Consider the following 25,578-nt stretch of genomic DNA (forward strand, 5'->3'; position numbering starts at 1 on the left):
AGGTGCATCTATGTGAGTTAAAACCATCTTCTCTATCCTTTATTTACCTTTAAGGAATATAAAGGTCAAGAATAGAGGCCAAAGAATGATCCAACCTAATAGCACGAACATATATATGGATTGTTCTTCTTTGGTCTGGTCTACAGGTTCTTTTTGATGAAAGCAAAAAAACAAACCAATGAGGATATATGTGAAAGCAATCAAACCAATCACCCCTTCTACACCATAGCGTATGAAGAATACGTGACATGTGCCTCATGATAAGCACACCTTTTGTAGTTAAACATGATAAAATAAATGTAGAGGTGATTGGACATGCAACGGATCATCCTGTTTGACGGGGAATGTAATTTTTGTAATCAAAGTGTGCAGTTCATTATTAAAAGAGATCCAAAAGGTCGTTTCAAATTTGCTTCTCAACAAAGTGGAGTTGGAGCATCGTTCATGCGGGAATATGATATTCCAAATGAAGTCGACAGCCTGGTCCTCATTGAAGGTTCTGAAGCTTACCTTCAATCCACGGCTGCCTTAAGAATATGTAAAGGCTTGAAAGGTTTTTGGAAATTTGGATTTGTTTTCACCTTAGTCCCTAAACAGATTAGGGATTGGGCATACGAAATCTTGTCTAAAAACCGCTATGATTGGTTTGGTAAACAAGAGGCCTGCCAACTGCCATCACCCGAGATGAAGAAACGATTTTTATGAGTTTTTAAAGAAAAAGAAGCATGCAGATCCTTATATCTGGATGCTTCTTTCGTTTTTATATCTCTGACCCATGCTATTACACGAATACATCGCTTTCTTTTGGATATCGAGAAATTGATTCACATGATATTCGAAGTTTCAGTTTGACTACATTTTTCAAATCAGCACAAGACCTCGAAATTGTGACATTTTTTCGAAAAAAGTGTCAAATAATTACTTACCAACAATTCCATAGGGTAAAATTATTTTTAAAAAGGAGAAGTCGTATGGATTGTGAAAAACTAAGAAATGAAATAGAAGATAAAAGAAGAGAGATGTACCAAGCGTATCTCATCGATCAAAATTACTCCAATGCTCTTGTTAAATCTCAGGAACTGGATGCTATGCTTAATAAATTCAGAACAATGTGTCAAAAACCATTCATGATTGCAATGTCCATGATCATGCTTTAAATCAAGCCTTTCTTTGAAGACTTTATAATGGTAATTATGCAAAGATATTGATTTAATATCAATAAAAAACTGCTTCTTTTGCTAAAGCAAAAGAAGCAGTTTTTTCATTTAGCGTCCCAGGAGAGATTCGAACTCCCGACCCACAGCTTAGAAGGCTGTTGGAGTGGGTATGATTGCACAAGATGAACTAATACAGAACACTATTAAATCAACGTTATTTATGATTAAAGTAGATATATCAAAATAAAAATGGGGCAATAATAATAAAAATCTGCCCCATTTTCTGCCCCAGGTTGTATAAGTTGAATCGAGTTTCTTCCTTATAATATTGTCTTTTTCTGTCACTTATCCATATATTTTATATATTCCAGATAAAGTGAAAGTAGAGTTAAGAGTATAACAAAAAGCCCACTCACTAAAAAAGTGGGCTTTTAAATAAATTAAGAATTAACGTAGAAGTTGAAGAACTCCTTGCGGTTGTTGATTAGCTTGAGCTAACATAGCTTGAGATGCTTGAGCCAGGATAGAGTTTTTAGTTTGGTTCATCATTTCTGCAGCCATATCAACATCACGAATACGTGATTCTGCTGCAGTAAGATTTTCAGATGAAGTACCAAGATTATTAATTGTGTGATCTAATCGATTTTGGGTAGCACCCAGCTTTGAACGTTCGGCCGAAACAGTTTCTATAGCTTGATTAATAGTGGTAATAGCTGAGTCTGCGTTCCCCTGAGAAGTGACATTCAAACCAAACGACCCCGTATCTCCTGCAGTTAACTTGGAACCAGCCTCTAAAGCTAAGTCTCCTATGGCATGACTAGCACCGGCACCTGCATAATAGCCAGCAACCCCACTATCAGCTGTAGCAGCATCAACATAAGTCGCAACTACTGTAGTACCATCAGTTGGATCTAATAAAGTATCTCCATTTGTTCCAGCTTCAAATTTCGTACCAACAGCTAAATTATCAGATCTCATGTCCCCAACACTAAGCTGAAGGTTTTGTCCTTCATTAGAACCAATATGAAATGTGCCACTAAAACTTCCATCAAGCAAATTCTTACTGTTAAACTCTGTATTATCACCAATTCTTGTGATTTCTTCAGCTAGCTGATTTACCTCTTTTTGAATCTCTTGGCGATCAGTATCCGTATTAGTGTCGTTTGATGATTGAACAGCTAATTCACGCATTCTTTGAAGTATGTCGTGTGTCTCATTCAAAGCACCTTCAGCCGTTTGGATTAATGAAATTCCATCCTGAGCATTACGGGAAGCTTGGTCTAACCCGCGAATTTGACCACGCATTTTTTCTGAAATTGCTAAGCCGGCAGCATCGTCTCCTGCACGGTTAATGCGAAGACCAGAAGATAATTTCTCCATCGAACTTTGTTGCCCTTGGTTTGCTTGATTTAACTGACGGTGTGTATTCAGCGCAGCGATATTATGATTAATTCTCATATGTTCTTCCTCCTAATATAAGTAAAATGCTTTTTTATATAGCTTTATCGAAGAAGCTGAAGTACACCCTGTGGTTGTTGATTAGCCTGAGCTAACATAGCTTGAGATGCTTGAGCCAGGATAGAGTTTTTAGTTTGGTTCATCATTTCTGCAGCCATGTCAACATCACGAATACGTGATTCTGCTGCAGTAAGGTTCTCTGAAGAAGTACCTAAATTATTAATAGTATGTTCTAAACGGTTTTGGTTAGCACCTAATTTTGATCGCTCCGCAGAAACTTGTTCAATTGCATCATTAATAATTGTTATTGCCCCGTCAGAATTTGCTTGAGAAGTCTTCATCTCATTAGCTCCACCAGTTTTCAAACTTGCAAGGTTATCTGTTGTGTCAGTACCAACTCTTGCTGAATCCATAGAGTTAATGGAAAGATTCAATTTTTGATCGGAGTTTGCCCCAATGTGGAAAGTGAAACTTTGAGCAGCTCCTGTGAAATTACCACCAGCATCTTTAGCACCTAGTAAATTTTTCGTGTTGAATTCTGTATTACCAGCAATACGATCAACTTCATCTACTAACTGGTCTACTTCTTTTTGAATTTCCGCTCGATCTGAATCCGTGTTAGTATCATTAGAGGACTGAACAGCTAATTCACGTACTCTTTGAAGGATGTCGTGTGTCTCATTCAAAGCACCTTCAGCCGTTTGAATTAATGAAATTCCATCTTGAGCATTTCGAGACGCTTGGTCTAATCCACGAATTTGACCACGCATTTTTTCAGAAATTGCTAAGCCGGCAGCATCGTCTCCTGCACGGTTAATACGAAGACCAGAAGATAATTTCTCCATCGAACTTTGTTGACCTTGGTTTGCTTGACCTAGTTGGCGGTGCGTATTTAGCGCCGCAATGTTGTGATTAATTCTCATTAATAAAACCTCCGTGTAATTGTTTTCTACATAGCCACATCCATTTGGCTACATAATCTATAATCACTCTATTTTATAGAGTCATTATCATAGAATACTTCCTCACGATAGAAGTTAAAAGATTTATCTCCAGTAAGTTTCAATCGCAAATGTCCTTCTGGAGATTTAACAACTTCAATCTCACACAGTTCTTCATTGTGTTCTATAATCACCTTTTCTCCAGGCTTCCTGCCCAATACTAAAGCCATGACTATCATCCTCCTTGACGTTTCAATAGTGATATCGGAAGAAAAAATTATATGTTTAGAGAATTTGAAAAAAAGTATTCCCATAATCTCATATTTTTTCCAATGGTAGTTTAAAATGATTATATATATTTAGGAATATTATGAGTGTAGTTTTAGAATTAAACAAACAAGTTTATGCTTGAAGAATTTATTAGGAGTGATTTTCTGAAACCAGTTACTGAAGTTGTAGGGGCCGTTATTGAAAAGGATAAATATGTTCTTTGTGCTTTAAGAAGTTCAAGAATGTCACTGGGGCTTCTTTGGGAATTCCCAGGAGGCAGAATTAAAGAGACAGAAACTCATGAGGAAGCATTGAAGAGGGAAATAAATGAAGAACTTAATTGTGATATCGAGGTAAACTCTGTGGTTGAAAAAACCATTGCGGAAAGTGACACCAATACCATAAGCCTTTCTACATACAGAGCTAAAATTATTGCTGGGACCCCTTAGGCCATTGAACATGAAGAGTTACACTGGATGAATGTTAAAGAACTTAGTGATCTCAAGTGGGCGCCTGCTGATATCCCGACTGTTATTCGTCTATTGAATGAAATAAAAAAATCCTTTTTTACAAATTGACCACGCTTTTTTACCTTTAACTAAATAAATAAACAAATAAAAAACCCCCAACTAGATTAAAGGTCGGGGATTTTTTATATAGTTCAAGAGACTATTATTGAGCATCGACTTCAATGGTAAATTCTCCACCAAGCACAGAGATATCTGTATATGCTCGTGTTGTGGAATATACAACACTTGCTGTATAGCTCCTAGAAGTATTTAAGTAATTAGCATTAGAATCAGTTGATTTACTTGATACAGTTTTTCCATAAACCTTACCAACCCCACCGCTTCCTACTGTTCCAAAAGCTACGTGAGTGGCAAAAGTTTCAATTTCAGAAGGAGTTGCATCGTCACTTGAGTATCTTCCAGAGGATGCATCTACACTAAATGAGTTTTCAAGGAAACCATGGTCAGAAGTTACATTACCAGATAGGTAACCAGTAAATGATCCGTATGTTTTAGTTTCATAGAAATAATCGAGAGCTAAAGGTTGGACTATCGGTTCGCTTACTTTTTCTTCATTTTGAGGTTCAGCATACTTTTTAACAAAAGCTTTGTCCACCTCATTTAGCTCCTCACCAACATCATATTTCTCATTGATTTCAAGGAATCTTTCTGTGATTTCATCCTCTGTTAACGTGTCCGCCTGTACTATGTACCCAGTAAAGAAACTAAGTAAAAGAGCTACCATGATACTAGTAAATAATTTCCTCATGAAAATCATCCTTTCATTTTTTTTAATATGCTCTTAATTGCCAAGATAGCGATCGCTACAACAACTATCAGAACGACAACGCCAATGATATTAAAATTTTCCAGCATTGTAAACCCACCTTTTTACTTTTTTGTAATTTTTTTCAGTTGATTGCTTCTCTTAATTTAAAACCTACTGATTTAATTTAAGATCAAAGCTTACGAAGAAAAAACCTCAAATATCTTTACGTCTTTATTCAAGACTTTGATTTCTCCCCTTTAAGTAAGCATTCATGGGTATCTTACTACATTTAACATTAATATTAAATATCGCTCAACAAAAATAGCCCCTCCTAATCAGAAAGGCTACTATAAAAAATAATAAATTACACTAAGTTGAAATGATTATACAAATTTGAAGCAGTTGCTTCAGCCGTGTCACCACTTAAATCTATTACTTTCCCCTTACCAAGCTTTAGACCGTCTCTACCACCACCAACAATATAAAGATTATCAGTAGCATTAACTTCTTCGCGCTCAGCATTGTATCTGAATTTCAGTGCACCACCATTACGTTTCAATGCCTTTTCGACGGCGGCTACATCCTTAAAGCTGTTCACGATGAAGATGTTCTTTTCCATAATCAATTCCTCCCTCAATTTTTCTTCATAAGCTGCGACAGCATCATCCATGGCCGCCTTCGTATTCGGGCCATATATACCATCTTGTACTAATCCCTGATCTTTCTGAAATTGTTTCAATGCATTCTCAGTAGCTGGACCAAAAGATCCATCGGCTCCGTAACCACCTAGATCATATCCAAGAAAAAGAAGGTCTTCCTGGAGCTGCTTAACTTGAACACCATAATCCCCTCTTTCTAAGTATCCCTTATCCCAAAGACCTCCTGTACCTTTATAAAAAACGCCAAAGTATTCACAAATACCCTGAGCATGTTCAATGGCTACTTCTTTTTGGAAGTCCTCATTCAACATCATTAGTGCTTCTTCTCTATTATCCATAAATCCATTTTCGGTCAAAATAGCAGGCATATTTGTTTCTCGAAGAACATGGAAGTTGTCCTCCTTGTATCCTCGCCAGTTTTGTCTAGTCCCTCGTTGTAGGTATTTACCTACTGCTCTTGCTAACTTGCCAGATTCATATTTCAAGTTATCGAGATAGACGTGCACGCTTATTCCGCTAGCTGTAGAGTAATCAAAATCGAAGCTCATGGCATTGTAGTGGATAGATACATAGATATCAGCCTTATAATTATTTGCAGAATCGGTCCGGTAGTTTAATGGTGTGTCTACATCTGTTGGAGCTACTAATAAGACTCTAAAACCATGTTCTAACAGAATATCAGAGAGAAAAGCGACAACTTTACGATTAAATTCGTTTTCTCTAATCGACCTACCTAATTCCGGGATATAAGGTGTTCGTTTTCCTGGTGTTTGCATACCATGTCCATCATCCAACGCAATCAATTTCCCATTCCAATTACTCTTTGGCTTTAGTAACTTGGCCATTTTTTTGTCTCCTTTCATAGACTGTATACTTTATGACAAGTCGTTTAAGATGGTGAGGCTGTCTCAAGCCCCTTTTATTTCAAACCTTTCTTTTGGAGTTCTGCTTTCTGCTTTCTCCCTCTCTTACTGACATAAGTGTTTTTCCAAGCTGTATAGATACCGACAGCTAACATCCCTCCTGCAATAATGACAGTTACAAAAGCACTAATACTCGCTTCCGTTAACCAGGCATATTTGATATTCAAAGTTGCTAGAAACCCCATGATGGCAGTAAAAAAGCCACCAACTAAGGTGGCTACTTCTTTAATATTCTCTTTCATAGTTATCCTCCTATTGAAATGTAGTTAGACAAGAACACGATAATAGATATAACCACCGCAATCCACGCTGGAAGGTTCCGTTGCCAATTATCTTTTTCTTTAATGATGCGTTCTACATCATCCTGATCAGCTTTTTTATCCATGTTGTGGTTCCACTCTTTAATAGCTTTTTCATTTCTAGTCGACCTTGCATCTGCTTCCTTGGCTGTGTCGTGTGCTGCATCGACTTTTTGCTTCATATCAAGGACATTATCTAGCTTTTCCGTTTGCTTTGCTAAAGCCACTTTCACATCCATGAGTACATTCATGAATTTTTCCATGTCCTCCACTTCCTTCTGCTCTGTCATGCTTGTCCCCCTTCTAAATAACACATAAGAAGAAAATCTATTTGTGTTAATATTTTGTAAATACCACCTAAAGTAGTGGTAATATTTAACTACCTGGTGCATAATCGATTTAGCTCAGTCCCCCATATGGAGGTTGGAACCTCTTCTCGTACTGAGCCTTGGAGGGAGTGGCAGGTTGGGTCACTCCCTTTTTTCGCATAAAAAATACGCCTTAATTGGCGCAGTCATTTCCTTCTATTTCATTTACTCGCCGAATCAATGCATTCTTTTCTGCCAGGAGAATGGCTTTCTCATTTTCCAGAACAGCGATTCGGCTACAAAGGTATCCATTCACATCGTTTTGATTAAATTTCAACTCCTCCATGCTCTTCGAAACCTCCTCAGGATAAGTCTGCAAATTCATTAATGAGATTCTTCTATTTTATTCAATCTCGCTACAACTTCTTGAAACCCTTTTAGCAAAGCGTTCAGTAGATTAGATTGATTAATCCCTCCACTGAAACCATCATCAGCCACCCTGGTTATCTCTGGGAACACATCACTAGCTTGTTCATAAGTCAAACCAATTTTGGGCTCTGTTTCTGCTTCAAGGTAATTAAAATTAATTACTTCCAAGGCCATAAGTTTCTCAATAACGTCTGAAACTGGTATGATGTTATCTTTTATTTTTTTACTTGACCCCACTACAAAGTCTGACCCTACAAAAATCCCGTAACCTGTGTCATTTCCATTTCTGGATTGTACCTGAGGTGTGCTGGTTGATGAACCTGACAACATTTTTAAGGAAGTCCTACCACCTGCATCTATGATTCTATGATTATTATCTGCCTTATCTACCTTGAAACGGAATGCTAATTCTGAGGCATTAACAATATCCGTCGACCCTGAATTAATTCTCAAGTAATTTTGTGCATCAGTTACTGCCCGGAAAACTCCCCCTCCTGCATTTAAGTATGGGCCACTAGTGAAATGCATTTTCGAATTATGAAGCCGAAGACCACCAGCATTCAAAAGGGACTTAGTTATGCTCCCATCTCCGTAAAATGAAAATTCACTGCCGTAGGAAGCACCATTATATGAAGGGTTGGCATCATCAAATGAAATTTTCACATCCCCTGATCCGAGTTCATCACGTTCAACCCAAAAGTCTGTCACTCCCAGACCTAACTCGAGTCGTCCAGCTTGTAATCTTAATGTTTGTCCTAAATAAACCTCGCCTATGCCTGATGAACCTCCCCCAGATATATTGTAACCAATCAGACTCGGCATACCATAAGGATCCGGGTCTTCCTCGGGTTCAAATATGATCCTTTTTGTACTCGAGTTATCTCCTGGATCACCTATAAAAATAGCATCACCCACGCCCAGGTTCGTTCCTACATTTATGAAAGTGTCAGTCGTAAGGTTACCAGCTGTCACATCTCCTAAATCTGCAGCAATTGCAGAAAGGTGTGAGACGCTGATTTGGTTAGCTGTTACACTATCAGCATAAATTTTTCCTCCGTCTATATAAGTAGAGTTGGGGTGTTTCCACAGATCAGTGCTTCCTTTTGCGCTATCAGCATAATCTTGCGACGTGTGCCCGTTAGAGCACATACGCTCATATGTGCGATATCCAGAGGGTACGGTTGTTATCTTTTCCCAGTCAACACCTACCCACCCGGAGTCTTGAATGTTGTCCGTAATATAGAGGTGCATGCTGCTGGTACGCCCAGTATCAGGAATGAATACCTCCAGGTAAACATCATCATAGGTTCCGTTATATACGACTCTCAACTTCTCAAATGTCGGCGCTGAATATGTGCTAGTTGTCGTTACTGCGATAAATGGATTTCTACCGTAATGGATTGCCGCCTCAAAAGAAACTGTTTGGTGCTTGCCACTTGTAGTGTCTTTTAACAAGAACTTCGCAAAAGCTCTACTACCGTTGTTCCTAGCTATTCTATACCATGATCCCGAGTTTTCTTGTTCTACCGTCGTATAGTAATAATAATTATTACTAAGCATTTCGAATTCTTCTCCAAATAAAGTACCCGAGTTCACTTCATTGGGCCCCTGTGGTCCTTCAGGTCCTTCAGGCCCTTCGGGACCTCGTGTCCCTTGCGGTCCTTGAGGTCCTGTGTTTCCCTGGTCTCCTTTGGGTCCGGTTGGTCCGGTGGATCCTTGATCACCTTTTTCCCCTTTAATTCGTGTCCATGTGTACATAGAAGGATTAGTCGAATCTGCTGCTGTGTAATTGATGTATTGACCAATATATAATTTATTTCTACTATCTGTAGTCGAAAAACCACTTGTGCCCGATGAATTATTTGCATAAGCAATATGGAGGTACGGAGTCTGTCCATCATCACCAGCTGGTCCCTGGATGCCTTGGGATCCATCCTGCCCTTTGATAAGTGTCCAATTGTATTTCGTCGGATCGGTGGAATCAGTCGAATTAAAATCAACATACATACCAATGTACAATTTGTTGCTGCTGTTGCTCGTTGAGAATCCGCTAGTGCCATCCGCACTGTTAGCGTAAGCTATATGTGTATAACTCGAACTCCCATCCTCTCCCGGTGGTCCTTGGATCCCCTGGTCGCCTTTTGGGCCTTGGAGGCCTCTTTCACCTTGTGGTCCTTGTGATCCAGTTGCTCCTGTGTCACCTTTATCTCCCTTGATTTTTGTCCATATATATTTAGTCGGATCATTAGAGTCAGCGGGGGTGAAGTCTGTATATTGACCAATATACGTTTTATTTGTCGATGTGGTAGTGCTAAAACCACTCGTCCCTGATGAATTCGTAGCATAAGCGATATGGAGGTAAGAGGTTAGCCCATCGTCACCTGTTGGTCCAGGTATGCCCTGATCGCCTTTTATTCCTTTCGTGCGCGTCCAGTTATACTTGTTTGGATCAGTTGAATCCATCGGGTTTGTGTCGACATACATACCCATGAAATCTCGGTCAGAGTTAGATATGGAGAAGTTTGCACTTCCGTCGGCACTATCGGCATAGGCGATGTGTGTGTAACTCGAAGTTCCGTCCTCTCCGGTAAGTCCTTGGATACCTTGGTCACCTCGTGGACCTTGCAATCCCCTTTCTCCTTGAGGACCCTGAGGGCCTTCTTCCCCTTTCATTTTTGCCCATGTATATGCTGTAGAGTCGGTTCCTTCAGAGGGCGTACTCTTGTTGTATCCCAAACCGATGTATTCTTTCCCCGTCGGGTCGTCGGTCATGTTTGTTCCTATTGCATCGTCAGCGTACTTTATCCAGGTATATTTTTCTCTGCCGTCTTCGCCTGGTGGTCCTTGTACCCCTTGGTCCCCTTCCCATTGAGAAAAGGTGTAGTGACCTGGTTCGTTAGATTCAATGGACGTTTGCTTATTATAAGCAATCCCGATGAACTTTTTACCTTCAGGCGTGTCAGTAAGTCCGTTTCCATTTACGTCATCAGCGAATTTAATCCATGTATATAAGGTTTGGCCATCTTCACCAGGCGGCCCCGGGACACCTTGAGGACCACTTGGACCCGGCCTCCATTTTCCTGCTTCAAAATCATAGGAATACCATACATCTTCTTCACCAGAGGTATCAATCCATACGGCATTCTTGTCTGAAGGTGGATTGTTTGACCGAATTTTCTTGGGTTCTGCATAGTTTCTTAACTTCTCATCCGTTACCTTTTTAGATACTTCTTTTTGTAGTTGTCTCCAAATAGAAAAGACTTGCTTCTCGGTGTACTCGATATACTCGCCCAGTTCCACATCAACTGGTCCATCCTGTTTAACAGATTCTTTCATAACATAAACTCGCGCTTCCAAGTATAGTGGGGGACTGAATTTTTCATCTTTCAATTTGATGGTATCCCCGAAGTGTAAATCCACCTCTTCAATACCGGCTTGCTCAGCCACCACTGCAATTTCCCCGGAGTACTTGACGTTACTATTTACTCGTCTTTCCAATTCATTTTCAGTAAGCAGTATCAGTGTCTCTTCTGACATGTCTTGGTCCGTTGACTCTGGATAATAGGCCTCGATTAAGTGGTTCCCTCGATTACCCCATCGCTGAAGAGCATCATCATCACTCAAGAATACCGTCTTTCGATTCCCTTCTTCATCTGCTGGAGCAACGCCAACAAGAGCTGTTAAAATTCCTCGCTTATTCTCGTGTCTCTCAATTCCTTGAAGGTTATGTCCAAGAGTAGCTTCATACCCTTTCCAGGATCCAATATGCTTAACTAAGTCAACATAACGACCAGTGACCTTTAATCCATCAGTCTCAACTCTGAAATTCAATTCTAACTTGAATTCATTCGCAATTTTCCTTAGGTAATGAAGAGGGTTTGTGTGTTCTTCAAAAGTAAAAGTTCGCACACCGTCGAAGTCAATCTGCCCTACCTTCCACTCTGTCCCTAAAACGGCTGCATTGGCATGTTGTTCTGCAGTAAGTGCCCCCGTAACCTGTGGATCAATGATTTTTTGCTTTTTAATTTCAACATAACTTGCTGATGTATAAGCGATGAGTTTATGAGATCCATCAGTGCCCATGTAAGGTTTGTTTTCTTCTATAATGAATTCTGAATAACCAGGACTCTTCTTGTTTGGAATCAGGAGAAGGTTACGATCTCGCAGGTGTTGAGAATAGGACCGGTCGGAAAAGGTTTCGAAATCCCACGTGTCCTGCTGATTTTTCAAATGACGGATTCGCTCGTCACCCCAGTATTCATCCTCACCCAAATAGTCAAGCAACTTTCCTGATTGGCAGTCAAATATGTGGATAATAGTCTTCGTTTGTCCCATATGAACACCTCCTCAACGGTAAGTAGGGTGCCAGTTCACAAGTCCTTGGACATCTCCCGTGGGAAGCACGGATAATATGTTGTACCCCGGTGGCAATGAAAAATGGCGAGCCCCCAAGTTCTTTAGATCCTTGCGAAGCTCCCCATTAATGAAGATTTCTTTAGTTTTATGGTTGAAGACAATTGTGTCGCCTGGCCCAGCAATATAAGGAACCCCTGTAGACTGTTGATTAATTTTTTCCACCCTAACTGAATCAATCCCTTGCATGGGGACTTGATATATTCCATTCTGAGAAGTATGAAGAACAATTTGCGCTAAGTCAGCTGTGAACTTTCCTTCATTGTCATCCCATTCTCTCGTTCGACTCGCAGAGTGTAGCCCTTCATCATTAATACGAGCAATATAGGCCGTCCAATGTTTGCCATCTCGTTCAATTCGAAGAACACCCTCAAAATCATTCCACTCCCATCCTTTATCACCTGCTTCTGCAATTAAAAAATGGTTTGTGGATCCTCCACCCGCTCTTACCTCACCAAAGGATTGTTTCTTACCTCCAAGGATGTCTTTCATCGCGAGTTTGAAGAGCTGGTTCCCATGAACATCTAAGCCATAAATTTCGACTCGACCGATGTCCTTTGTCTCTGTATTTCTAAATGTCACTTTCGCTTCTACCCGAAAATCGGTAATAGCATTACTTAGTCCCTGCTTAATTGCTGGACCATGCCAAGAAGAACCTACACCATAATCAACAGTTTGAAAGCGATAGCCATTGCTTTTCATTTCTCCAGTAATTGTGCCGTTTACTTCCCCTGCATTTGCCGATGTCCACCCGCTCACACTTGATGCGTCTTCAAACAAGACAGTCTCATACTTTTCATACTCTTGATTTTCTATATCGTATGGCTGCCCGATCATCATATACTCGCTATCGTCTTTAGCAACCAGGACATAAGTGATTTTATTTAATACTTCCAATTCGAAGATGGGTTTTGTATTGCCAGTTCCTTCAATGAACACTGTCGTTGCATCTGTACTAGATATATAAGCTTCGTCCTCTTCTCCGTATTTCACAGGGTTTGAACATAAGAAAGTAATCTTTCCAATTAAAGTATTACTATCTTCTTCAGGGACATCATGCACGCTTAAAGTGGCATAAAAGTACTTATTCTCATCCGTAAATATCAACTGCTTCTGAGACCCTTGCAACAATTGGTTCAATTGATTATATCTATCTCTCAACCCTTGTTGTGTTTTATCTTTAATTTGATATTTAACTACTAGCGTTCTCTCACTCAATGTAGTACTCTCTGTTTCCAACAACCCATCCATTCCAGCCACTTCTTGAGTATTAATTCGATTATTAACATTGGATCTTCCTTGAACAGTGAGTGTTTGAAAGCTTCCAGTTTCATTTGTAAGCAATTGATCTAAATTAGCCTCATTGAAAATTGTTTGTATAGAAGAAGAGGCACTTCTTGTACCTCTCTCGGTGAAATCTACAAACTTATACAATATTGTGCCTCCTCTATGCGAAATTCCGATTCAACTCTTCTCTCAATTCCTGTTCGTTTGTGATGTCTTCAACAAAAGCTCGGTAGCTTCTTCTGCCAATTGTTAATTGGATATTAGCAGGTTGTTTATCCCGATATTCCACACTAGCATTCACAGCACTTCTAACTTTAGATGCGCTGTTTTTCTTAAGCTTTCTCAAGCTTGATGAGATTTTTGTTGATTGAAGTGTAGGAGTTATGGCCATGTCCTTCTCTTTAGGGGTAATCGCTCCAGCCATTTCTTTCGCCCTCTTAGCGATTTTAGGAAGCATCTTTCCAGCACCTACGACCATCCCTTCCCCTGTGAACTCACCTAATCGAGTCGTAACTTTGGAAGGAGAAGCAATTCCTAATTTTTTCTTCAGCCAATTAGGAACCAGGTCCGCTGCTCTAGAAACCATCCTCTTAATCGAACCAAACATGGAACTAATACCATTAAGCAACCCTTGGATAATGTCTCTACCCATTTGTGTAAGGTCAATGCTAGAGAAAAATGACTCAATATTACGCCAGATATTCTTTCCGATTTGTTCTATCGCTTGCCAGGCACCTGACCAGTCACCTCGCAGTATAGCTAGTCCTGCCTCAAAGAGACCCAGTAAAATGTCTATTCCCGTTGAAACAATGGTTTTAATAAGGGACCACGTTACCTTCACAGTGTTAGACAAAATGGGCCAGACTGTTTGAAAGACCCCAAGAATGGTGGACATTATCGTTTGAATCACAGATAGGACTAATTGAAAATATTTTTTTGTTAAGCTAGAAATTTGAGCGCCGTTCTCATCCCAAAAACCACGGAATTTTTCAAGCTGAGCACCTCCAAAAGAAACGATCGCAGCCAAAACCGAAGTCACAACTTGTTGTATAAAGGAGAGCGCGGTAGAAAATGCAGATTGGATAGCAGCCCAAGTTTTGTGAACCATCTCCCGGAACCAATCAAAGCGGTTATACATCGTCACAAATAAAGCGACTAGCCCAACGATCACAGCGATAGCAATCCCAATCGGTCCTGTTATGGCTAAAAAGGCTGCGCGTAACTTCGTCATAATTGGCAGAACGCCATTCACCCTTGTGAACAAGACGACTAACTTAGCTCCTAGTCCTGAAAACAGACTGGCTAATGCTACGATGTTAGGAATTAAGGCAATTAGCGCTCCACCAAGTACAGTAGCAATCGCAACGATTTCCCCGATAACCGGATAATTTTCCAACATGGAGTTTGTCCATCTCAGTATACTATTGGCAATCTCCATCACTTTAGATCCTAATGGAGCTAATGCAATTCCCAGGTTGATAATGAATGATATAACGTTACCGATAAGAGATATAACCCTCGGGCCGTTCTCTTGGACGTATTGAATAAACTTTTGAAAGCCATCCGATTCCGATATGGCAGCTGACCACTCTCTAAACCTGGCAGCCATAGTGGATAATGACGTAAAGATTAATGCGCTGTTATCGCTGAACGCTACGAATAAGTTAATAATTCCTTTGAACACATCACCAAAGATTTGTCTGATTACCGGCAAGTTTTCCTTAATGTATTTGATGAATTGTTGGAGCTTTTTCGACTTAGCTACTCTCTCTGTAAAGCTAGCGAATGATCCACCCATATCTTCGAATCCTTGAGCCATGAAATCAGTTAATGGACCGAAAGCGACTGTGAGGTTCATAAGACCTTCTATGAAACCAGTAATTCCATTAACTATCTTTTCGAGGATAGGGGCTGCACTTCCATTTAAATAATCAAAGAAACTCTGCGCTGATGAGGATTCAAAGAACGTCTTGAATTTTTCTGAAAGTCTGGCTACGCTGTCTGCTATATGGGTGAACATTGGATTCAAAGACTGAATGATCGTCTCTAATCCTTCCATCGCATTACCAAAAGCTACAGCAACTTGAGGTGCAATGGCTTCCTGAACTTGTCTCCAAGCGTTTTTAAGAGAGCCTAACTGCTTGGCTGCTTTGATGTTTTCTTTTGTAGACTCAGCCGTTCCTTCAATAATGGATTGGATCGTAGGGGCCGCAGCCGCGCCATAAGCAATGGCCGCACTACCAGCTACCCCAAACGCAGCAGCTAAAGCAACCGCTCCCGATCCAACCACTCCTAATGCATTACCAACAGCCATGATAGCCGGAATCATGGAGGCGATTATTGGTACAAGACTTGATGACACCATAAGACCTAAACCTCTGAAAGTGTTGCCCGCAACCGTATCAAAGGCTTGTATGGAATTAGCTATGCGCCCCATGGTCTTCTGGAATTTCTCAATTCTTGCTTCCACCGGGATAACAATTCTTCGGCTTAGAGCTTGTTTAACAGCCATGAGCAGGCCCATTTTACGTTTAGCTTCTGAATCATCGACGCCAACATCAACATCTGCTTTAGTCTTATTACGCGCAAACAACTTCATCATGTTACGAGCTCTCTTTAAATTCCGCTTCAAAGGCGATGTATCAGCTCCAAGTCTAGCTTCTTTGATGGTTTCAGACTCCCGTTTGAATTTTTCCGTTACGCGCTTTGCAGATTGAATAGCCCGCTTATACTTACTAGCATTCGCCTTTAATTCAGCTTCAATTGAATACTCAGCCATAATTCCCCCCCTTTCGACTGTTATGTTGAGCTGCTAATTGAGCAGGTGACAGCTTAGCTGTTGCTACATCCTCTTTCTTTTCTTCAAATGGCTCGTCAATGAGCTTCAATGCCTTTTCATAATCAAAAAAGTCCTCGAACTCCTTGAACACATATTCTTCTTTCGGATTCTTATCCGTCCCGACATTCTTTGTTGCTTTAGCATTGCGAATTAAGAATGCCATTTTATGAAGTTCGTATTCATTGTCGATTTCTTTGTATTCTTGAGCGTAGTATTTATAGTGAAACTCAGATAGTGTCATTTGTTCCACATCTCGTAAGCGCTCCATGTCCAACTTCCTCAAAGCATAGATCACAATTTCATCGTAGGTTAAACCGTTTCTAGATTGGTTGGTTTCTCCTTGCTCTCTTGAGTTTCCTTTAGATCGTCTGGAAGAAGACTTTGGGTCATAGGTCGCTTTCCCAGTTCTTCAATAACTTGTTCACCAAAAGCTTCAAACCCTGTTTCTTCCGCAATATCGTTCAATACCTCTTCCAATTCATCGAACGTTTCAGGGGATCTTTTATCATGTGAAGTGGCTGCTTTAATAATTTTAGAAAGCCCAACGATATTCCCGGTTTGCAGTTTGGGAATGAGCATTTCTAGTCCTTCTCCAAGGCTTGCTCCTTCAATTTCAAATCCTAGTTCTCGATCAATTTCTGTTAATGTCCGTAGTCCGAAAACAAGCTGAATCTCTCTTCCGTTAAAGTTAATATGCATATTTCAATTCCACCTTTATTTAAAAGTTTCCATAGAAAAAGAGAGAGGTTCTCCCACTCCCTTATACAGCAGGTTCTTCTGGTGCCAAACCATCGTTAGCTACATCATCGGACAATAGATCATGGAATACATATGATAATGTTTGGAGATCTCCATCCGGTAAGGTCACTTGACCTTTCTGACGTTTTCCCTCAGTCATAAATGTTCCTTCAACTTCCGCATCTCCTTCAGCTGGGTTCGTAGGTTCCCACTCTGTAATATAGCCTTGGCGATACTCAGCATCGAATTTTGTTACAGGTTCAGTCCCGCTATCGTCCACTGTTTTCGTGGCTAAATCGACCTCCCACATTTCCACTGGAAAGTCATCAACAATAGAATCTTCTAGCATACTGAACGTTGGATCCTCTGTAGATTGAAGGGCTGAGATACTCACTTCATCTTCCAGTGTGGATGATCCAGAAACCGAACCGTCTTTGGTTTCTGTTTTTTCGCGCTCACGAGAATAAGACTTCGAGTGTTCCGTTTGAAATACAAGCTTTGCACCTTCGGCAGCTTCTCCAAGCTTACGGAAGTACAAGACCTTGTATACGCCTTTCGCAATTTCACTCATGCATGTTCCTCCTAACTTAATTTGTACTCTGCTTCAATTGTTCCATGGAGCAAATTATCCGTAGTAGTGTTATCGATTATCTGGTTGGAATTTAACTCGGTAATTTCCAAGCGGTAGTTTTTAAGTGTTGTTAAATGTCTCAATTTCATTTCCAATTGATAGACTATATCAGTGAACGTGGCGCGGTCATGAGCATACCCCCACACATGCACGGTTTGCCTGACTCTCCCTGTAATGACATCTTTATTATTGATCACGTCATCGCTATTAGTTTCTGCAACAAACACGAATGGATAAGGCAGACTGTCATCACTCGTTGGAGAGTAATCAATAGTCTTATATCCAAGATTTAAAGATGCGGCGAATATCGCGTTAAATAATTGAATTTGTGGTGATAACATTCATCCACCTACTTTACGAGTCGATCAAGATTTTCTTTAAACTTTTCTTTTTGCTTGTAATAAGCATCTCTAAGAAACCAAGTCGGGTCCATATAACGAGTACCAAAATTGAGATACCCTGCATATTCAGAATCTACAAAGGTTCGATAGTGTAAGCTCCCTAGCTTTTGAGTCCTTGTATTTCTCACGGTATGTCCTGTCCAGTAACCTTTATTGAATCGTGCCCGCTCATTCTGTATGGCCTCTCCAGTCATCTCGATCGTGTTATTTTTGACGATTGTATTCACATCGTCCTCAATATCTTCTTCCATTCGTTCCAGTTTGGCGAGCAGTGCATCTAAACCGTCTAACTCCATACGCTCACCTCTTCCAAATAAAAAACGCTCTCCGACCGATGTCTTACATGGCGAAGAACGTTATATCTGTGACCACCGATCATGGCCTTATCTGGATTTCCTTTAAAGGGACGTTGAATCCTTACTGAAGTAACTTCTTTATTTATAGAACCAAATATGGTCTTCACTCTTTCCATGCTCAAAGGCGAAGTATTACAAGGTAGAATGACTCCGATATCGACTTGAACTTTGTTCTTCCCTGTTTCGGGGTTATATCCACTACCGACTGTCTTGTGTAAGGTCACACGATCTGCATACCTCATCAGAAAAACATCACCTTCCCAGATCCATCTTGCTTTGGAATGTAAGACTCTAAAATAGACAAATACGATTTAAAATCGTCCTCACGATAGGTTACAGATCTGCCCTCAATAGCTTCGGACTTCATTCCTTCGCTTCCGATCTTCTGGAAACGGTTAATAGTAATTTCCTCAATAATAAAAGTAAGCTCAGCCGGTATCTCATCCAGTCCGGCATGTTTCTTCAACCACAGCTTCAAGTGAGACTGTGTATTGTTAATAAGGATAGTTATGACTTGGTCTTGAAGATCATCATCGATCCCCAAGATTGCTTTTACATTTTGTTTAATAGAGTCCATGAAATCACTTCAATTCTTCTTCAGCTTGAACAGCCTCTTCTTTACCTTGAATCTTTTCACCGTTTGAGAGTTCATACCAGGGTCCTCCCTTGTGTTTAGGAAACTCATTTTCTTGTGGTTGTTTTTCTTCTTCCGGTGGTTCTTCTTTTGACCCTGGTATTTCTTCTACTTTTACCAATACGGGGGTCTTCACAGCATTCCCTTCAGACATCAATTCTTTAAGACGTTCATCAGATACACTACCTCCTGGATAAAACACTCCCTTTCGGTAATGGATTTGAGTATTCTTATCCTTGAATCCTCTGATTACTTTGTAAGGCATTTACGTCACCCTTTCTTTATTACACTGTAGGAGCCGGCATCAACTTAGCAAAGGCATCATCTTTAACAATCATCATCGCCACATCCATCGTGGCACGTAGAGCAACCATTTCACGTTCGAATAGGTTAATCGGTTCACCATCTTGGTCCACGATTGTTGAAATAGTTCCTTCTTCAGCAATCTTGTAGGAAATATCAAAAGGAATACCATAGTGGAGATGATCAAAGTCTCCAGCGTAAAGAGTTCCTTTCGGAAGGTTTGATGACTTAAAGTTTACTGCAGGAAGTCCATCAATCCGGTTATTGGACCGATCGTAAATGGATTGTTGCAAGTTCCCTTCTCCAATCGTCGCTTGACGCAAAGCAGTTGCGTTCTGAGCTTTTGATATAAAAGCATTGGCCTCGAAATCGTCATCGAGTAATTGATCCTCCAAAACCAAAATATTGTCTCCTGTAATATCACCTTCAACAACGTGGTCTGCAGCTGTTACGGATTGTTCGATCGATTGAGAGAATGGGTTCGATACATTCAAGATACCCGCTTCATCGAATTTCTTATAAAACGCTTCGCTGATTTTCGGGCGCATCTGCTCAAAGAAGTCAGACATGCTATATTGCAGGAACTCACGGGAGACCGGAAGGATAACCCCAAGTTTCTTAGCTTTCATCGTGATCTTCAGCCATTTAGCTTTGGATGTCTGAATACGCTCACCTTCATTGACCCAGTACGCCCCAGGACCCTCTGCAAAGTAATCAAACTCTTTCTCTTGTTTGTTCATTTCCTCGTAGACACCCAACTGCATGATTTTCGAATTTTGCATCATGTCATTCATGATCAATGTTCCGTATTCCTTTGGTACAGTACCGTCTTTAGAATCGCTCATCATTACGTTGTCTGGGTTAAAGGTTTGTTCTGCGAAGTGCTGCAGATTCAATTTTAGATATGGTTTCTTTGTAGTCACTCCATCATTCCTCCTATTAGTTAAATAATCCGTGCATTTCTCGCCATCTCTGCACGGGATCTGTTGCTAGATGATTGACGCTCCTTAAATGACTGACTGCCTTCAGGTGGATCCTGTCGCAACTTCTCTTTCACAGCGTGGTTAACTGCTTCATCAAATACTTTCTTAATATTAGAGATAGATTCTTTTATTTTTTCGTTGTCATCCATTGCAACTAATGAAGCTGCAAAGTCAGTAGGGAGACCTTCTTCTTTAAGGTCACTTTCCACCTCTGTGCTAAGTTGTTTGAGGTTTAGTTGACGCTCTCGATCTTCTAAGTCTTCTAATCGTTTTTGATAGTCAGCTTCCTCTTGTTCAGCTTTGGTCATTTTGGCGTATGCTTTAGCATCCTTCTTTGCATCTGCCACAGCTTTCTCTTTTTCCTTTTCAAACTCTTTGCGCTTGTTGTTGATTGCTGTATCTACAGCTTTACTAATGGCCGAGTCAACTTCTGACTGAGTAAAGGTCTGGTCTTTGTCGTTATCAGAATTATCGTCGCTGTCATCAGATGTTGAACTTTCTGTGTTGTTATTATTGTCAGAAGCACCTTCTGCGAAGAACTGTAGGTTCAACCGATATAACTTACTTTGCAATTCAGTCATTTCCATTCTCCTTATCCCACCCAGTCCCTAACAAATAACTTTTAAATCCATAAAAAATAAGCCCCTCACAGTCCATAACGTCCCGTTTAGTGCTTATCCTCAGTAGAACTATTCAGTTATTGCTAAAAGCCCAGATAGTATAGTAATTTATAAGCCTGTTTAACGTCTATTGCTCAAAGACAAATTCAAAGGATATACTTCTCTTTCTTGTCACCAAAAAGTTTATCTCGCCACTCTCCCAAGACCAGCATAGTGCCAGATCGGCAGAATGGATGCATGGGTGGAGCGTTTACTCCTGGCATCATGTCACTTACCTTGAATCGTTTTCCATCAAGGTTCTCACACGTTTCTGAGGTCTTTTTGTCACGCTTTGCTACAAACTCATATTCCTGTTCCTCATCACTTTCAGCTAGTGCCTCGAAAGAAAGTTTCTGAGCATCCGTCTGAACTCGGGCTGTTTCAGTGATCAATAACCTACGAGCCTCAAACGTAGTGACTTCAAAGCGTTCTCTGATCTTTGCTACGGATCGTTGAGGATGGACCCCTCGAGTGATGGAACTGTTGATGATAACTTCAAGCTCTTCTCTAAGTGCTTTCATATCACTCCATATGCGGTCAGACCATTTAGCCCCATAAAAAGAAGCTCCCACAATCGATAGGAGCGTTTCCTGAGATATAACGATGTTAGCTCCAAGAATACCGGCTTGCCTTGCCACTTCAGAAACGCCAGCTTGTTCGAGGTAATTCTGGAACACATCAATATGATCATCGGCCATAGCAACTAAGTGAGCGTTCAGTTGCATCATTAGTAGCTCTTGTCGGCTAATACGCATTTTCGTGTTGTAAGTCATTAGCTCACGGTTTGCCTTCTCACTGAAGTTCTTTTCTCTTACGTATCGTGCAGCAGTTTCTTCAAACGCTTGGACATCCATCTCAGAAACACGCTTCTTAGCCTCCGCCTTGCTAATCTCGTTCTTATAAGCATATTTAGCATAGAATGAGTAAATCTCTTTCTCAGCTTCTCTAAGAGCTTGATTAATGATCTTCCTTAATCGCTCTGTTACCTCAGCATCCTTCATTTGTTCTCTTGTAATGTTGTCCCGCTCGCGCTCTATCCAGTAATCCTTACCGTCAGCCACCTAACCACCTCAATTCTCCATATAACTAGATGCCTGGCGTTGCTTACTTCGCTCTTCTTCAATCTGATGCTCTTCTTCTTCAGCATTTTCTACAATCATCGGTATTGTCTTGAGCTTAGTCTTCTGAGAAAGTTCACCACCAAGAGCATTAAACATCTCCACTGCTTCTTTCGTTGATTTCGGAAGGTTCGGAGTAAACTTATAAGTGATGCCGGTGAACTCCTCTTTCTTCGCTTCACTGGCAAGACTCATAACATTTCCAATTAACTGATACCTACGGTTGAGTGATCGTTTAAAAAGACGCTCCTTATTAATACGGATTTGTTCCAGACCAAAGAGCTTGTACTTCATAGCTTCGCCTGTTTGCTGGCCGCTGAAATTAATATCAGTAAGGTCGGGAGTATTCGTAAACTTATGAACGTCCGTTTGCAGCCTATCTTTGTAGGACTCTGCTCCGGCAACATCATATTGTTTATAAATATAATCAGCATCAACAGAGCCTTCTTTACCCTCAGCATTATTAGTGGAAGGCTTTAAGAAGATGATGTTACTCTGTTTCATTTTCTTGGCTTCTTCTGGATCCAAATCTACATTCCCCACGATTTTTAACATAGCGTCATTTAAATCGGTCATGTAGTTGGCCGTATCCGATTGAGCTGAATCATAGAGGTCAATAAGATCCAACACATTCTCAAAATCACCTTGTCTAAACCTGTTGTTCGAATGTTCGTTTATCGGCACATCTCCAAAAGGGTGGTCAACCGTGCTATCAAAGGTAAGGTTGTAATCACCGAAATTTGTTGTGTAATACGTATGGATATTGGTAGGCGTGTAGAGAAGTACCTTCACTTTTTTATCGTGGCCATAACCTACTATGAAGTACCTCACACCAGCTACAATGTTCTTTTCAATCGTATTATCATAGATTAAGAATGTCTCTAAGGGCGATGATAAATAAACTTTAGTTTCATCACTCTGGTTTCGATGAACGAGCTCATACGCTCGACCATAAATGGACATATCTAAAATCAAGTCAGCATTTAATGCATCGCTCTCAATCGCCTTATTAACCTCATCAATCCTCTTTTGAGCTGCATCTTCTGTATGAGTCATGACAATTGGAACACCCACAAGAAAGCCCTGCATAAAGTTCGAGACATACTTCGCATAGTTGTGTCTTGCTCTATGATCGGCCTTGTCATCTTCCTTTCGCCTATTCATTACTGAAATCACAGTATTGTTGCCTTTGTAGTAATCATCTAACTCTTTTAACCTTGGCTGTTGGTGCTCGATATGGTGCTTAATCATAGCAGATAAATCATTCGTGTTCTTCAATAACTCTTCTAACGATTCATAAGTGTATTGAATGTTAGCCTCCCTACTAAATCGTCGTTTAGTATTTTCCACACCGTTTAATGCTCGTTCAAAACCTTTTGCACTTGTCAAATCCACACCTCCTATAAACCTAAATTCTGCAACGCTTTGTACGTATTGGCTTTCTTCTCGACGCCTAAATGGTATTGCTCAAGACTGTATCTAAGAGCATCGATAATATGGTTGTTCGCATCAATTGGTGTGTTTAGCCACTTACCTTCTTTATCCTGATCGAAGGTGTAGGTATTGAATTCTTCGATCGTACTCTCACACCGAGGATGAATATACACTTTGAATCCTTGAATGAAGAGGATACCTTGATTGATACTTCCAGATCCTTTAAGCGATCCTCTCATTCGTCGAATACCTTTATTGATAAGTTCTTGAATCAATCTTCTTTCGGAAGAATCAGCTGTAATTGTCGCTTCATCCAATCCTTTTTCAACCAACATGTCATAAATATCTTTAGTGAGCATGGCCTTCTCATAATGTTCATCGTAGATCCAGAGCTCTTTATTCTCTAGATCAACAACAGAGCTCACTTCTGTGGTCGGATCATTTGTAAAACCAAAATCCATTCCGTGAGCTGTTTCTTGAATCTCTTTGATTTTCTGTTGGATACTAAAGTCCCTAACTTCAAAGTTCTCAAATACAAGACCTTCAGCTACACCCCATTCCCCATCTGCAACTATGCGAGCACGCCTGGGGTTAGTACGATATAAATCTAGGTACCTTTGCTTGTCTACATCATCCAGCCACTCATTCACTCTAAATGTAGTTGTAGTAGCAAAAGTATCTTTCTCCCTGGTTTCTTCATCAAAGAACACTTTCTTAAGCCAGTGTCTCTCAGACCAGGGGTTAAAGGTAACTGTGATTTGCTTAAAGAAGTCTGGAGAATCATACATACCCCGAATCGATTCTACGACCGTCCGAAACTTATCTTCTGTTTCAATTTGATATGCTTCTTCAAACCATGCCCAGGCTAAAATGCCAACATCGACTGTAATTGAAGTGATTTTCAACTCATCATCTAGTCCACGAAATAATATCTTTTGGCCAGTGGGCTTGTAAGTGATTTCCGGCATGGATTCATTGAACTTAAACAAATGAGCAACTCCCAACATGGAAGCTGCCCATTTTAGATCTGTATAAGTTGATTGTTTGTTCGTGTTCGAATAACGACGGACCACTAACAGGTTGGCCCATGGATATTTCATGATGCGATGAATGTAGTTTAGAGCTGTCGTTTTTGATTTCTTACTACCGCGAGACCCCTTTACAACTCTGTAGAATTGCTTGTTGTTCCAGAACCGATTGTACCCTTTCCCTATGATCCTGCTGACTGATATTCTCAGGCGTTGCTTAGTCGTCATCGTATGGCACATCCTCAATAAACTCAGGGGTGATGTTTTCAACCTGGTTCTTATCGGTCCACATAACATAGCGTTTCCCAAGAAGTTCAGCCGCTTTAGTTCTATCACTTGTATCAGAACGTTTGCTGTGTCGCCCGACTTCTGATCCAAACTCACCATCACCTATGACAAGCAGTTGTTCATCACTAACCTCACCTCGCATGACTGATGTGAGGTACTGGAGGATTTCATCCTGATCAGCAATGGCTTCCTTTTTCAACTCTTTTAAGCGTTCATCAATGTAGAATTTAACGTTAGCCTTTGTTAGCAGACGACTCCCAGAAGCTCTCGCTGCTGAGTCTTTCTTAACATTAGGGTACGCTGTCTTATAGGACTGTGATATATTTCCCGTCTTGATATATTTGTCAGCGAACCTTCTTTGCCTCTCAGTCATCTTCACCATCACATGACACCTCCCCCCTTGCACTATTCACTTTACTGTTTAGATTGAAAAAAAAAGCACCCCAATGGGATGCTCTTACTTATCAAGTTTTCTACTTATTTCACTAAGTTTTTTAATAATTAACCAGTTTTGCTCTACTAACACCGACAGATGTTGTATTTTCGATTGTTCCGTAGAGTTCATTGTCATCATGCCAGCTACTTTACCAAGGCCTAATAACTCTCCAGATATATTATTGAGAACCTCCATATCCTTCTCGTCGATTTCTTCTAAGTGGTATTTTTCCAATAACTTTTCCATTTTCTTTTGGTTCTTTTCTTCTTTGTTACCAAACATTATAATCCCCCTTTTCTTACTAATTA

At 40.4% G+C, this 25,578-nt stretch carries 28 protein-coding genes, 1 tRNA gene and 1 pseudogene; 3 read left to right on the top strand and 27 right to left on the bottom strand.

What is annotated here, in order from left to right:
• The first annotated feature begins 315 nt into the window (after window positions 1-315).
• Together K2225_RS14510 and K2225_RS14515 are read left to right on the top strand one after the other, a co-directional pair.
• Entirely contained in the window at window positions 316-705 is a 390-nt protein-coding gene (locus tag K2225_RS14510; protein WP_220585379.1) for a thiol-disulfide oxidoreductase DCC family protein, read from the top strand.
• Window positions 706-971: 266 nt separating this feature from the next.
• Window positions 972-1,157, top strand: coding sequence for an aspartyl-phosphate phosphatase Spo0E family protein (locus tag K2225_RS14515; protein ID WP_220585380.1), 186 nt, complete (start codon window positions 972-974; stop codon window positions 1,155-1,157).
• A 112-nt stretch (window positions 1,158-1,269) separates the two neighbouring features.
• Here the strand turns inward: K2225_RS14515 and K2225_RS14520 are convergent.
• From K2225_RS14520 to K2225_RS14535, 4 genes are all read right to left on the bottom strand, one after another.
• Window positions 1,270-1,351, bottom strand: a tRNA-Ser gene (locus K2225_RS14520).
• A gap of 253 nt (window positions 1,352-1,604) precedes the next feature.
• A complete protein-coding gene (locus K2225_RS14525; protein WP_220585381.1) occupies window positions 1,605-2,615 on the bottom strand; it encodes a flagellin N-terminal helical domain-containing protein in 1,011 nt (336 codons plus the stop codon).
• A 44-nt stretch (window positions 2,616-2,659) separates the two neighbouring features.
• Entirely contained in the window at window positions 2,660-3,538 is an 879-nt protein-coding gene (gene hag / locus K2225_RS14530; protein WP_220585382.1) for a flagellin Hag, read from the bottom strand.
• Between the two features lie 68 nt (window positions 3,539-3,606).
• The gene (locus K2225_RS14535) at window positions 3,607-3,786 is read right to left on the bottom strand and encodes a carbon storage regulator (protein ID WP_220585383.1); all 180 of its coding nucleotides are present in this window, start codon (window positions 3,784-3,786) and stop codon (window positions 3,607-3,609) included.
• 204 nt (window positions 3,787-3,990) lie between these two features.
• On the opposite strand from K2225_RS14535, the pseudogene K2225_RS14540 reads away from it, so the two are divergent.
• A pseudogene (locus tag K2225_RS14540) lies at window positions 3,991-4,404 on the top strand ((deoxy)nucleoside triphosphate pyrophosphohydrolase).
• A gap of 94 nt (window positions 4,405-4,498) precedes the next feature.
• Here K2225_RS14540 and K2225_RS14545 read toward each other — a convergent pair.
• The 23 genes from K2225_RS14545 to K2225_RS14655 form a co-directional block, all read right to left on the bottom strand.
• Window positions 4,499-5,104, bottom strand: coding sequence for a hypothetical protein (locus K2225_RS14545; RefSeq protein ID WP_220585384.1), 606 nt, complete (start codon window positions 5,102-5,104; stop codon window positions 4,499-4,501).
• 364 nt (window positions 5,105-5,468) lie between these two features.
• Window positions 5,469-6,608 carry an N-acetylmuramoyl-L-alanine amidase gene (locus K2225_RS14550; protein WP_220585385.1) on the bottom strand — a complete coding sequence of 380 codons (1,140 nt, stop codon included), beginning with the start codon at window positions 6,606-6,608 and terminating at the stop codon, window positions 5,469-5,471.
• Between the two features lie 74 nt (window positions 6,609-6,682).
• Window positions 6,683-6,928, bottom strand: coding sequence for a phage holin (locus K2225_RS14555; RefSeq protein ID WP_220585386.1), 246 nt, complete (start codon window positions 6,926-6,928; stop codon window positions 6,683-6,685).
• A gap of 2 nt (window positions 6,929-6,930) precedes the next feature.
• Entirely contained in the window at window positions 6,931-7,275 is a 345-nt protein-coding gene (locus K2225_RS14560; protein ID WP_220585387.1) for a hypothetical protein, read from the bottom strand.
• Between the two features lie 211 nt (window positions 7,276-7,486).
• Window positions 7,487-7,639 carry a hypothetical protein gene (locus K2225_RS14565; protein WP_220585388.1) on the bottom strand — a complete coding sequence of 51 codons (153 nt, stop codon included), beginning with the start codon at window positions 7,637-7,639 and terminating at the stop codon, window positions 7,487-7,489.
• Window positions 7,640-7,677: 38 nt separating this feature from the next.
• Window positions 7,678-12,057, bottom strand: a complete 4,380-nt coding sequence (locus K2225_RS20150; RefSeq protein WP_220585389.1) for a phage tail spike protein — start codon at window positions 12,055-12,057, stop codon at window positions 7,678-7,680.
• 12 nt (window positions 12,058-12,069) lie between these two features.
• The gene (locus K2225_RS14575; protein ID WP_220585390.1) at window positions 12,070-13,569 is read right to left on the bottom strand and encodes a distal tail protein Dit; all 1,500 of its coding nucleotides are present in this window, start codon (window positions 13,567-13,569) and stop codon (window positions 12,070-12,072) included.
• Between the two features lie 13 nt (window positions 13,570-13,582).
• Complete coding sequence (locus tag K2225_RS14580; RefSeq protein ID WP_220585391.1) at window positions 13,583-16,201, bottom strand: phage tail protein; 2,619 nt, start codon at window positions 16,199-16,201, stop codon at window positions 13,583-13,585.
• Window positions 16,194-16,529, bottom strand: coding sequence for a hypothetical protein (locus tag K2225_RS14585; protein ID WP_220585392.1), 336 nt, complete (start codon window positions 16,527-16,529; stop codon window positions 16,194-16,196). The genes K2225_RS14580 and K2225_RS14585 overlap by 8 nt, the downstream gene beginning before the upstream one ends.
• 41 nt (window positions 16,530-16,570) lie before the next feature.
• Window positions 16,571-16,960: a tail assembly chaperone gene (locus K2225_RS14590; RefSeq protein WP_220585393.1), complete on the bottom strand. Its 390-nt coding sequence runs from the start codon at window positions 16,958-16,960 to the stop codon at window positions 16,571-16,573.
• Window positions 16,961-17,021: 61 nt separating this feature from the next.
• Window positions 17,022-17,570 (bottom strand): phage major tail protein, TP901-1 family, encoded by a 549-nt coding sequence (locus tag K2225_RS14595; protein WP_220585394.1) that lies wholly within the window; start codon window positions 17,568-17,570, stop codon window positions 17,022-17,024.
• 11 nt (window positions 17,571-17,581) lie between these two features.
• Window positions 17,582-17,971 carry a hypothetical protein gene (locus tag K2225_RS14600; protein WP_220585395.1) on the bottom strand — a complete coding sequence of 130 codons (390 nt, stop codon included), beginning with the start codon at window positions 17,969-17,971 and terminating at the stop codon, window positions 17,582-17,584.
• Between the two features lie 8 nt (window positions 17,972-17,979).
• Window positions 17,980-18,327 carry an HK97-gp10 family putative phage morphogenesis protein gene (locus tag K2225_RS14605; protein WP_220585396.1) on the bottom strand — a complete coding sequence of 116 codons (348 nt, stop codon included), beginning with the start codon at window positions 18,325-18,327 and terminating at the stop codon, window positions 17,980-17,982.
• Entirely contained in the window at window positions 18,318-18,629 is a 312-nt protein-coding gene (locus tag K2225_RS14610) for a hypothetical protein (RefSeq protein WP_220585397.1), read from the bottom strand. The genes K2225_RS14605 and K2225_RS14610 overlap by 10 nt, the downstream gene beginning before the upstream one ends.
• On the bottom strand, window positions 18,629-18,964 hold the full coding sequence (locus K2225_RS14615) for a phage head-tail connector protein (protein WP_220585398.1): 336 nt from the start codon (window positions 18,962-18,964) through the stop codon (window positions 18,629-18,631). Before K2225_RS14615 ends, K2225_RS14610 begins: the two co-directional genes overlap by 1 nt.
• Before the next feature lie 4 nt (window positions 18,965-18,968).
• Window positions 18,969-19,286 carry a hypothetical protein gene (locus K2225_RS14620; protein ID WP_220585399.1) on the bottom strand — a complete coding sequence of 106 codons (318 nt, stop codon included), beginning with the start codon at window positions 19,284-19,286 and terminating at the stop codon, window positions 18,969-18,971.
• 19 nt (window positions 19,287-19,305) lie between these two features.
• Window positions 19,306-20,172 (bottom strand): phage major capsid protein, encoded by an 867-nt coding sequence (locus K2225_RS14625; RefSeq protein ID WP_255574598.1) that lies wholly within the window; start codon window positions 20,170-20,172, stop codon window positions 19,306-19,308.
• Window positions 20,173-20,267: 95 nt separating this feature from the next.
• Complete coding sequence (locus K2225_RS14630) at window positions 20,268-20,888, bottom strand: DUF4355 domain-containing protein (protein ID WP_220585401.1); 621 nt, start codon at window positions 20,886-20,888, stop codon at window positions 20,268-20,270.
• Between the two features lie 185 nt (window positions 20,889-21,073).
• A complete protein-coding gene (locus K2225_RS20215; RefSeq protein WP_220585402.1) occupies window positions 21,074-22,027 on the bottom strand; it encodes a minor capsid protein in 954 nt (317 codons plus the stop codon).
• Window positions 22,028-22,036: 9 nt separating this feature from the next.
• Window positions 22,037-23,473, bottom strand: coding sequence for a phage portal protein (locus K2225_RS14640; RefSeq protein WP_255574552.1), 1,437 nt, complete (start codon window positions 23,471-23,473; stop codon window positions 22,037-22,039).
• 11 nt (window positions 23,474-23,484) lie between these two features.
• Complete coding sequence (locus K2225_RS14645) at window positions 23,485-24,774, bottom strand: PBSX family phage terminase large subunit (RefSeq protein WP_220585403.1); 1,290 nt, start codon at window positions 24,772-24,774, stop codon at window positions 23,485-23,487.
• Window positions 24,764-25,216 (bottom strand): terminase small subunit, encoded by a 453-nt coding sequence (locus tag K2225_RS14650; RefSeq protein ID WP_220585404.1) that lies wholly within the window; start codon window positions 25,214-25,216, stop codon window positions 24,764-24,766. The genes K2225_RS14645 and K2225_RS14650 overlap by 11 nt, the downstream gene beginning before the upstream one ends.
• A gap of 75 nt (window positions 25,217-25,291) precedes the next feature.
• Complete coding sequence (locus tag K2225_RS14655) at window positions 25,292-25,552, bottom strand: hypothetical protein (RefSeq protein ID WP_220585405.1); 261 nt, start codon at window positions 25,550-25,552, stop codon at window positions 25,292-25,294.
• Between the last annotated feature and the right edge of the window lie 26 nt (window positions 25,553-25,578).

The sequence above is a fragment of the Halobacillus sp. Nhm2S1 genome (assembly GCF_019599545.1).
Taxonomy (GTDB): domain Bacteria; phylum Bacillota; class Bacilli; order Bacillales; family Halobacillaceae; genus Halobacillus.

What these genes read in the sequence shown, in the direction of transcription:
- K2225_RS14525 (WP_220585381.1), bottom strand. Translation starts at nt 2,615, where the DNA reads ATGAGAATTAATCATAATATCGCTGCGCTGAATACACACCGTCAGTTA.
- K2225_RS14615 (WP_220585398.1), bottom strand. Translation starts at nt 18,964, where the DNA reads ATGGACTCTATTAAACAAAATGTAAAAGCAATCTTGGGGATCGATGAT.
- K2225_RS14550 (WP_220585385.1), bottom strand. Translation starts at nt 6,608, where the DNA reads ATGGCCAAGTTACTAAAGCCAAAGAGTAATTGGAATGGGAAATTGATT.
- K2225_RS14535 (WP_220585383.1), bottom strand. Translation starts at nt 3,786, where the DNA reads ATGGCTTTAGTATTGGGCAGGAAGCCTGGAGAAAAGGTGATTATAGAA.
- K2225_RS14590 (WP_220585393.1), bottom strand. Translation starts at nt 16,960, where the DNA reads ATGCATATTAACTTTAACGGAAGAGAGATTCAGCTTGTTTTCGGACTA.
- K2225_RS14655 (WP_220585405.1), bottom strand. Translation starts at nt 25,552, where the DNA reads ATGTTTGGTAACAAAGAAGAAAAGAACCAAAAGAAAATGGAAAAGTTA.
- K2225_RS14510 (WP_220585379.1), top strand. Translation starts at nt 316, where the DNA reads ATGCAACGGATCATCCTGTTTGACGGGGAATGTAATTTTTGTAATCAA.
- K2225_RS14600 (WP_220585395.1), bottom strand. Translation starts at nt 17,971, where the DNA reads ATGTTATCACCACAAATTCAATTATTTAACGCGATATTCGCCGCATCT.
- K2225_RS14625 (WP_255574598.1), bottom strand. Translation starts at nt 20,172, where the DNA reads ATGATGAGCGATTCTAAAGACGGTACTGTACCAAAGGAATACGGAACA.
- hag (WP_220585382.1), bottom strand. Translation starts at nt 3,538, where the DNA reads ATGAGAATTAATCACAACATTGCGGCGCTAAATACGCACCGCCAACTA.
- K2225_RS14560 (WP_220585387.1), bottom strand. Translation starts at nt 7,275, where the DNA reads ATGACAGAGCAGAAGGAAGTGGAGGACATGGAAAAATTCATGAATGTA.
- K2225_RS14595 (WP_220585394.1), bottom strand. Translation starts at nt 17,570, where the DNA reads ATGAGTGAAATTGCGAAAGGCGTATACAAGGTCTTGTACTTCCGTAAG.
- K2225_RS14515 (WP_220585380.1), top strand. Translation starts at nt 972, where the DNA reads ATGGATTGTGAAAAACTAAGAAATGAAATAGAAGATAAAAGAAGAGAG.
- K2225_RS14555 (WP_220585386.1), bottom strand. Translation starts at nt 6,928, where the DNA reads ATGAAAGAGAATATTAAAGAAGTAGCCACCTTAGTTGGTGGCTTTTTT.
- K2225_RS14645 (WP_220585403.1), bottom strand. Translation starts at nt 24,774, where the DNA reads ATGACGACTAAGCAACGCCTGAGAATATCAGTCAGCAGGATCATAGGG.
- K2225_RS14545 (WP_220585384.1), bottom strand. Translation starts at nt 5,104, where the DNA reads ATGAGGAAATTATTTACTAGTATCATGGTAGCTCTTTTACTTAGTTTC.
- K2225_RS14650 (WP_220585404.1), bottom strand. Translation starts at nt 25,216, where the DNA reads ATGGTGAAGATGACTGAGAGGCAAAGAAGGTTCGCTGACAAATATATC.
- K2225_RS20150 (WP_220585389.1), bottom strand. Translation starts at nt 12,057, where the DNA reads ATGGGACAAACGAAGACTATTATCCACATATTTGACTGCCAATCAGGA.
- K2225_RS14565 (WP_220585388.1), bottom strand. Translation starts at nt 7,639, where the DNA reads ATGGAGGAGTTGAAATTTAATCAAAACGATGTGAATGGATACCTTTGT.
- K2225_RS14605 (WP_220585396.1), bottom strand. Translation starts at nt 18,327, where the DNA reads ATGGAGTTAGACGGTTTAGATGCACTGCTCGCCAAACTGGAACGAATG.
- K2225_RS14580 (WP_220585391.1), bottom strand. Translation starts at nt 16,201, where the DNA reads ATGGCTGAGTATTCAATTGAAGCTGAATTAAAGGCGAATGCTAGTAAG.
- K2225_RS14620 (WP_220585399.1), bottom strand. Translation starts at nt 19,286, where the DNA reads ATGCCTTACAAAGTAATCAGAGGATTCAAGGATAAGAATACTCAAATC.
- K2225_RS14630 (WP_220585401.1), bottom strand. Translation starts at nt 20,888, where the DNA reads ATGACTGAATTGCAAAGTAAGTTATATCGGTTGAACCTACAGTTCTTC.
- K2225_RS14585 (WP_220585392.1), bottom strand. Translation starts at nt 16,529, where the DNA reads ATGGAGCGCTTACGAGATGTGGAACAAATGACACTATCTGAGTTTCAC.
- K2225_RS14610 (WP_220585397.1), bottom strand. Translation starts at nt 18,629, where the DNA reads ATGAGGTATGCAGATCGTGTGACCTTACACAAGACAGTCGGTAGTGGA.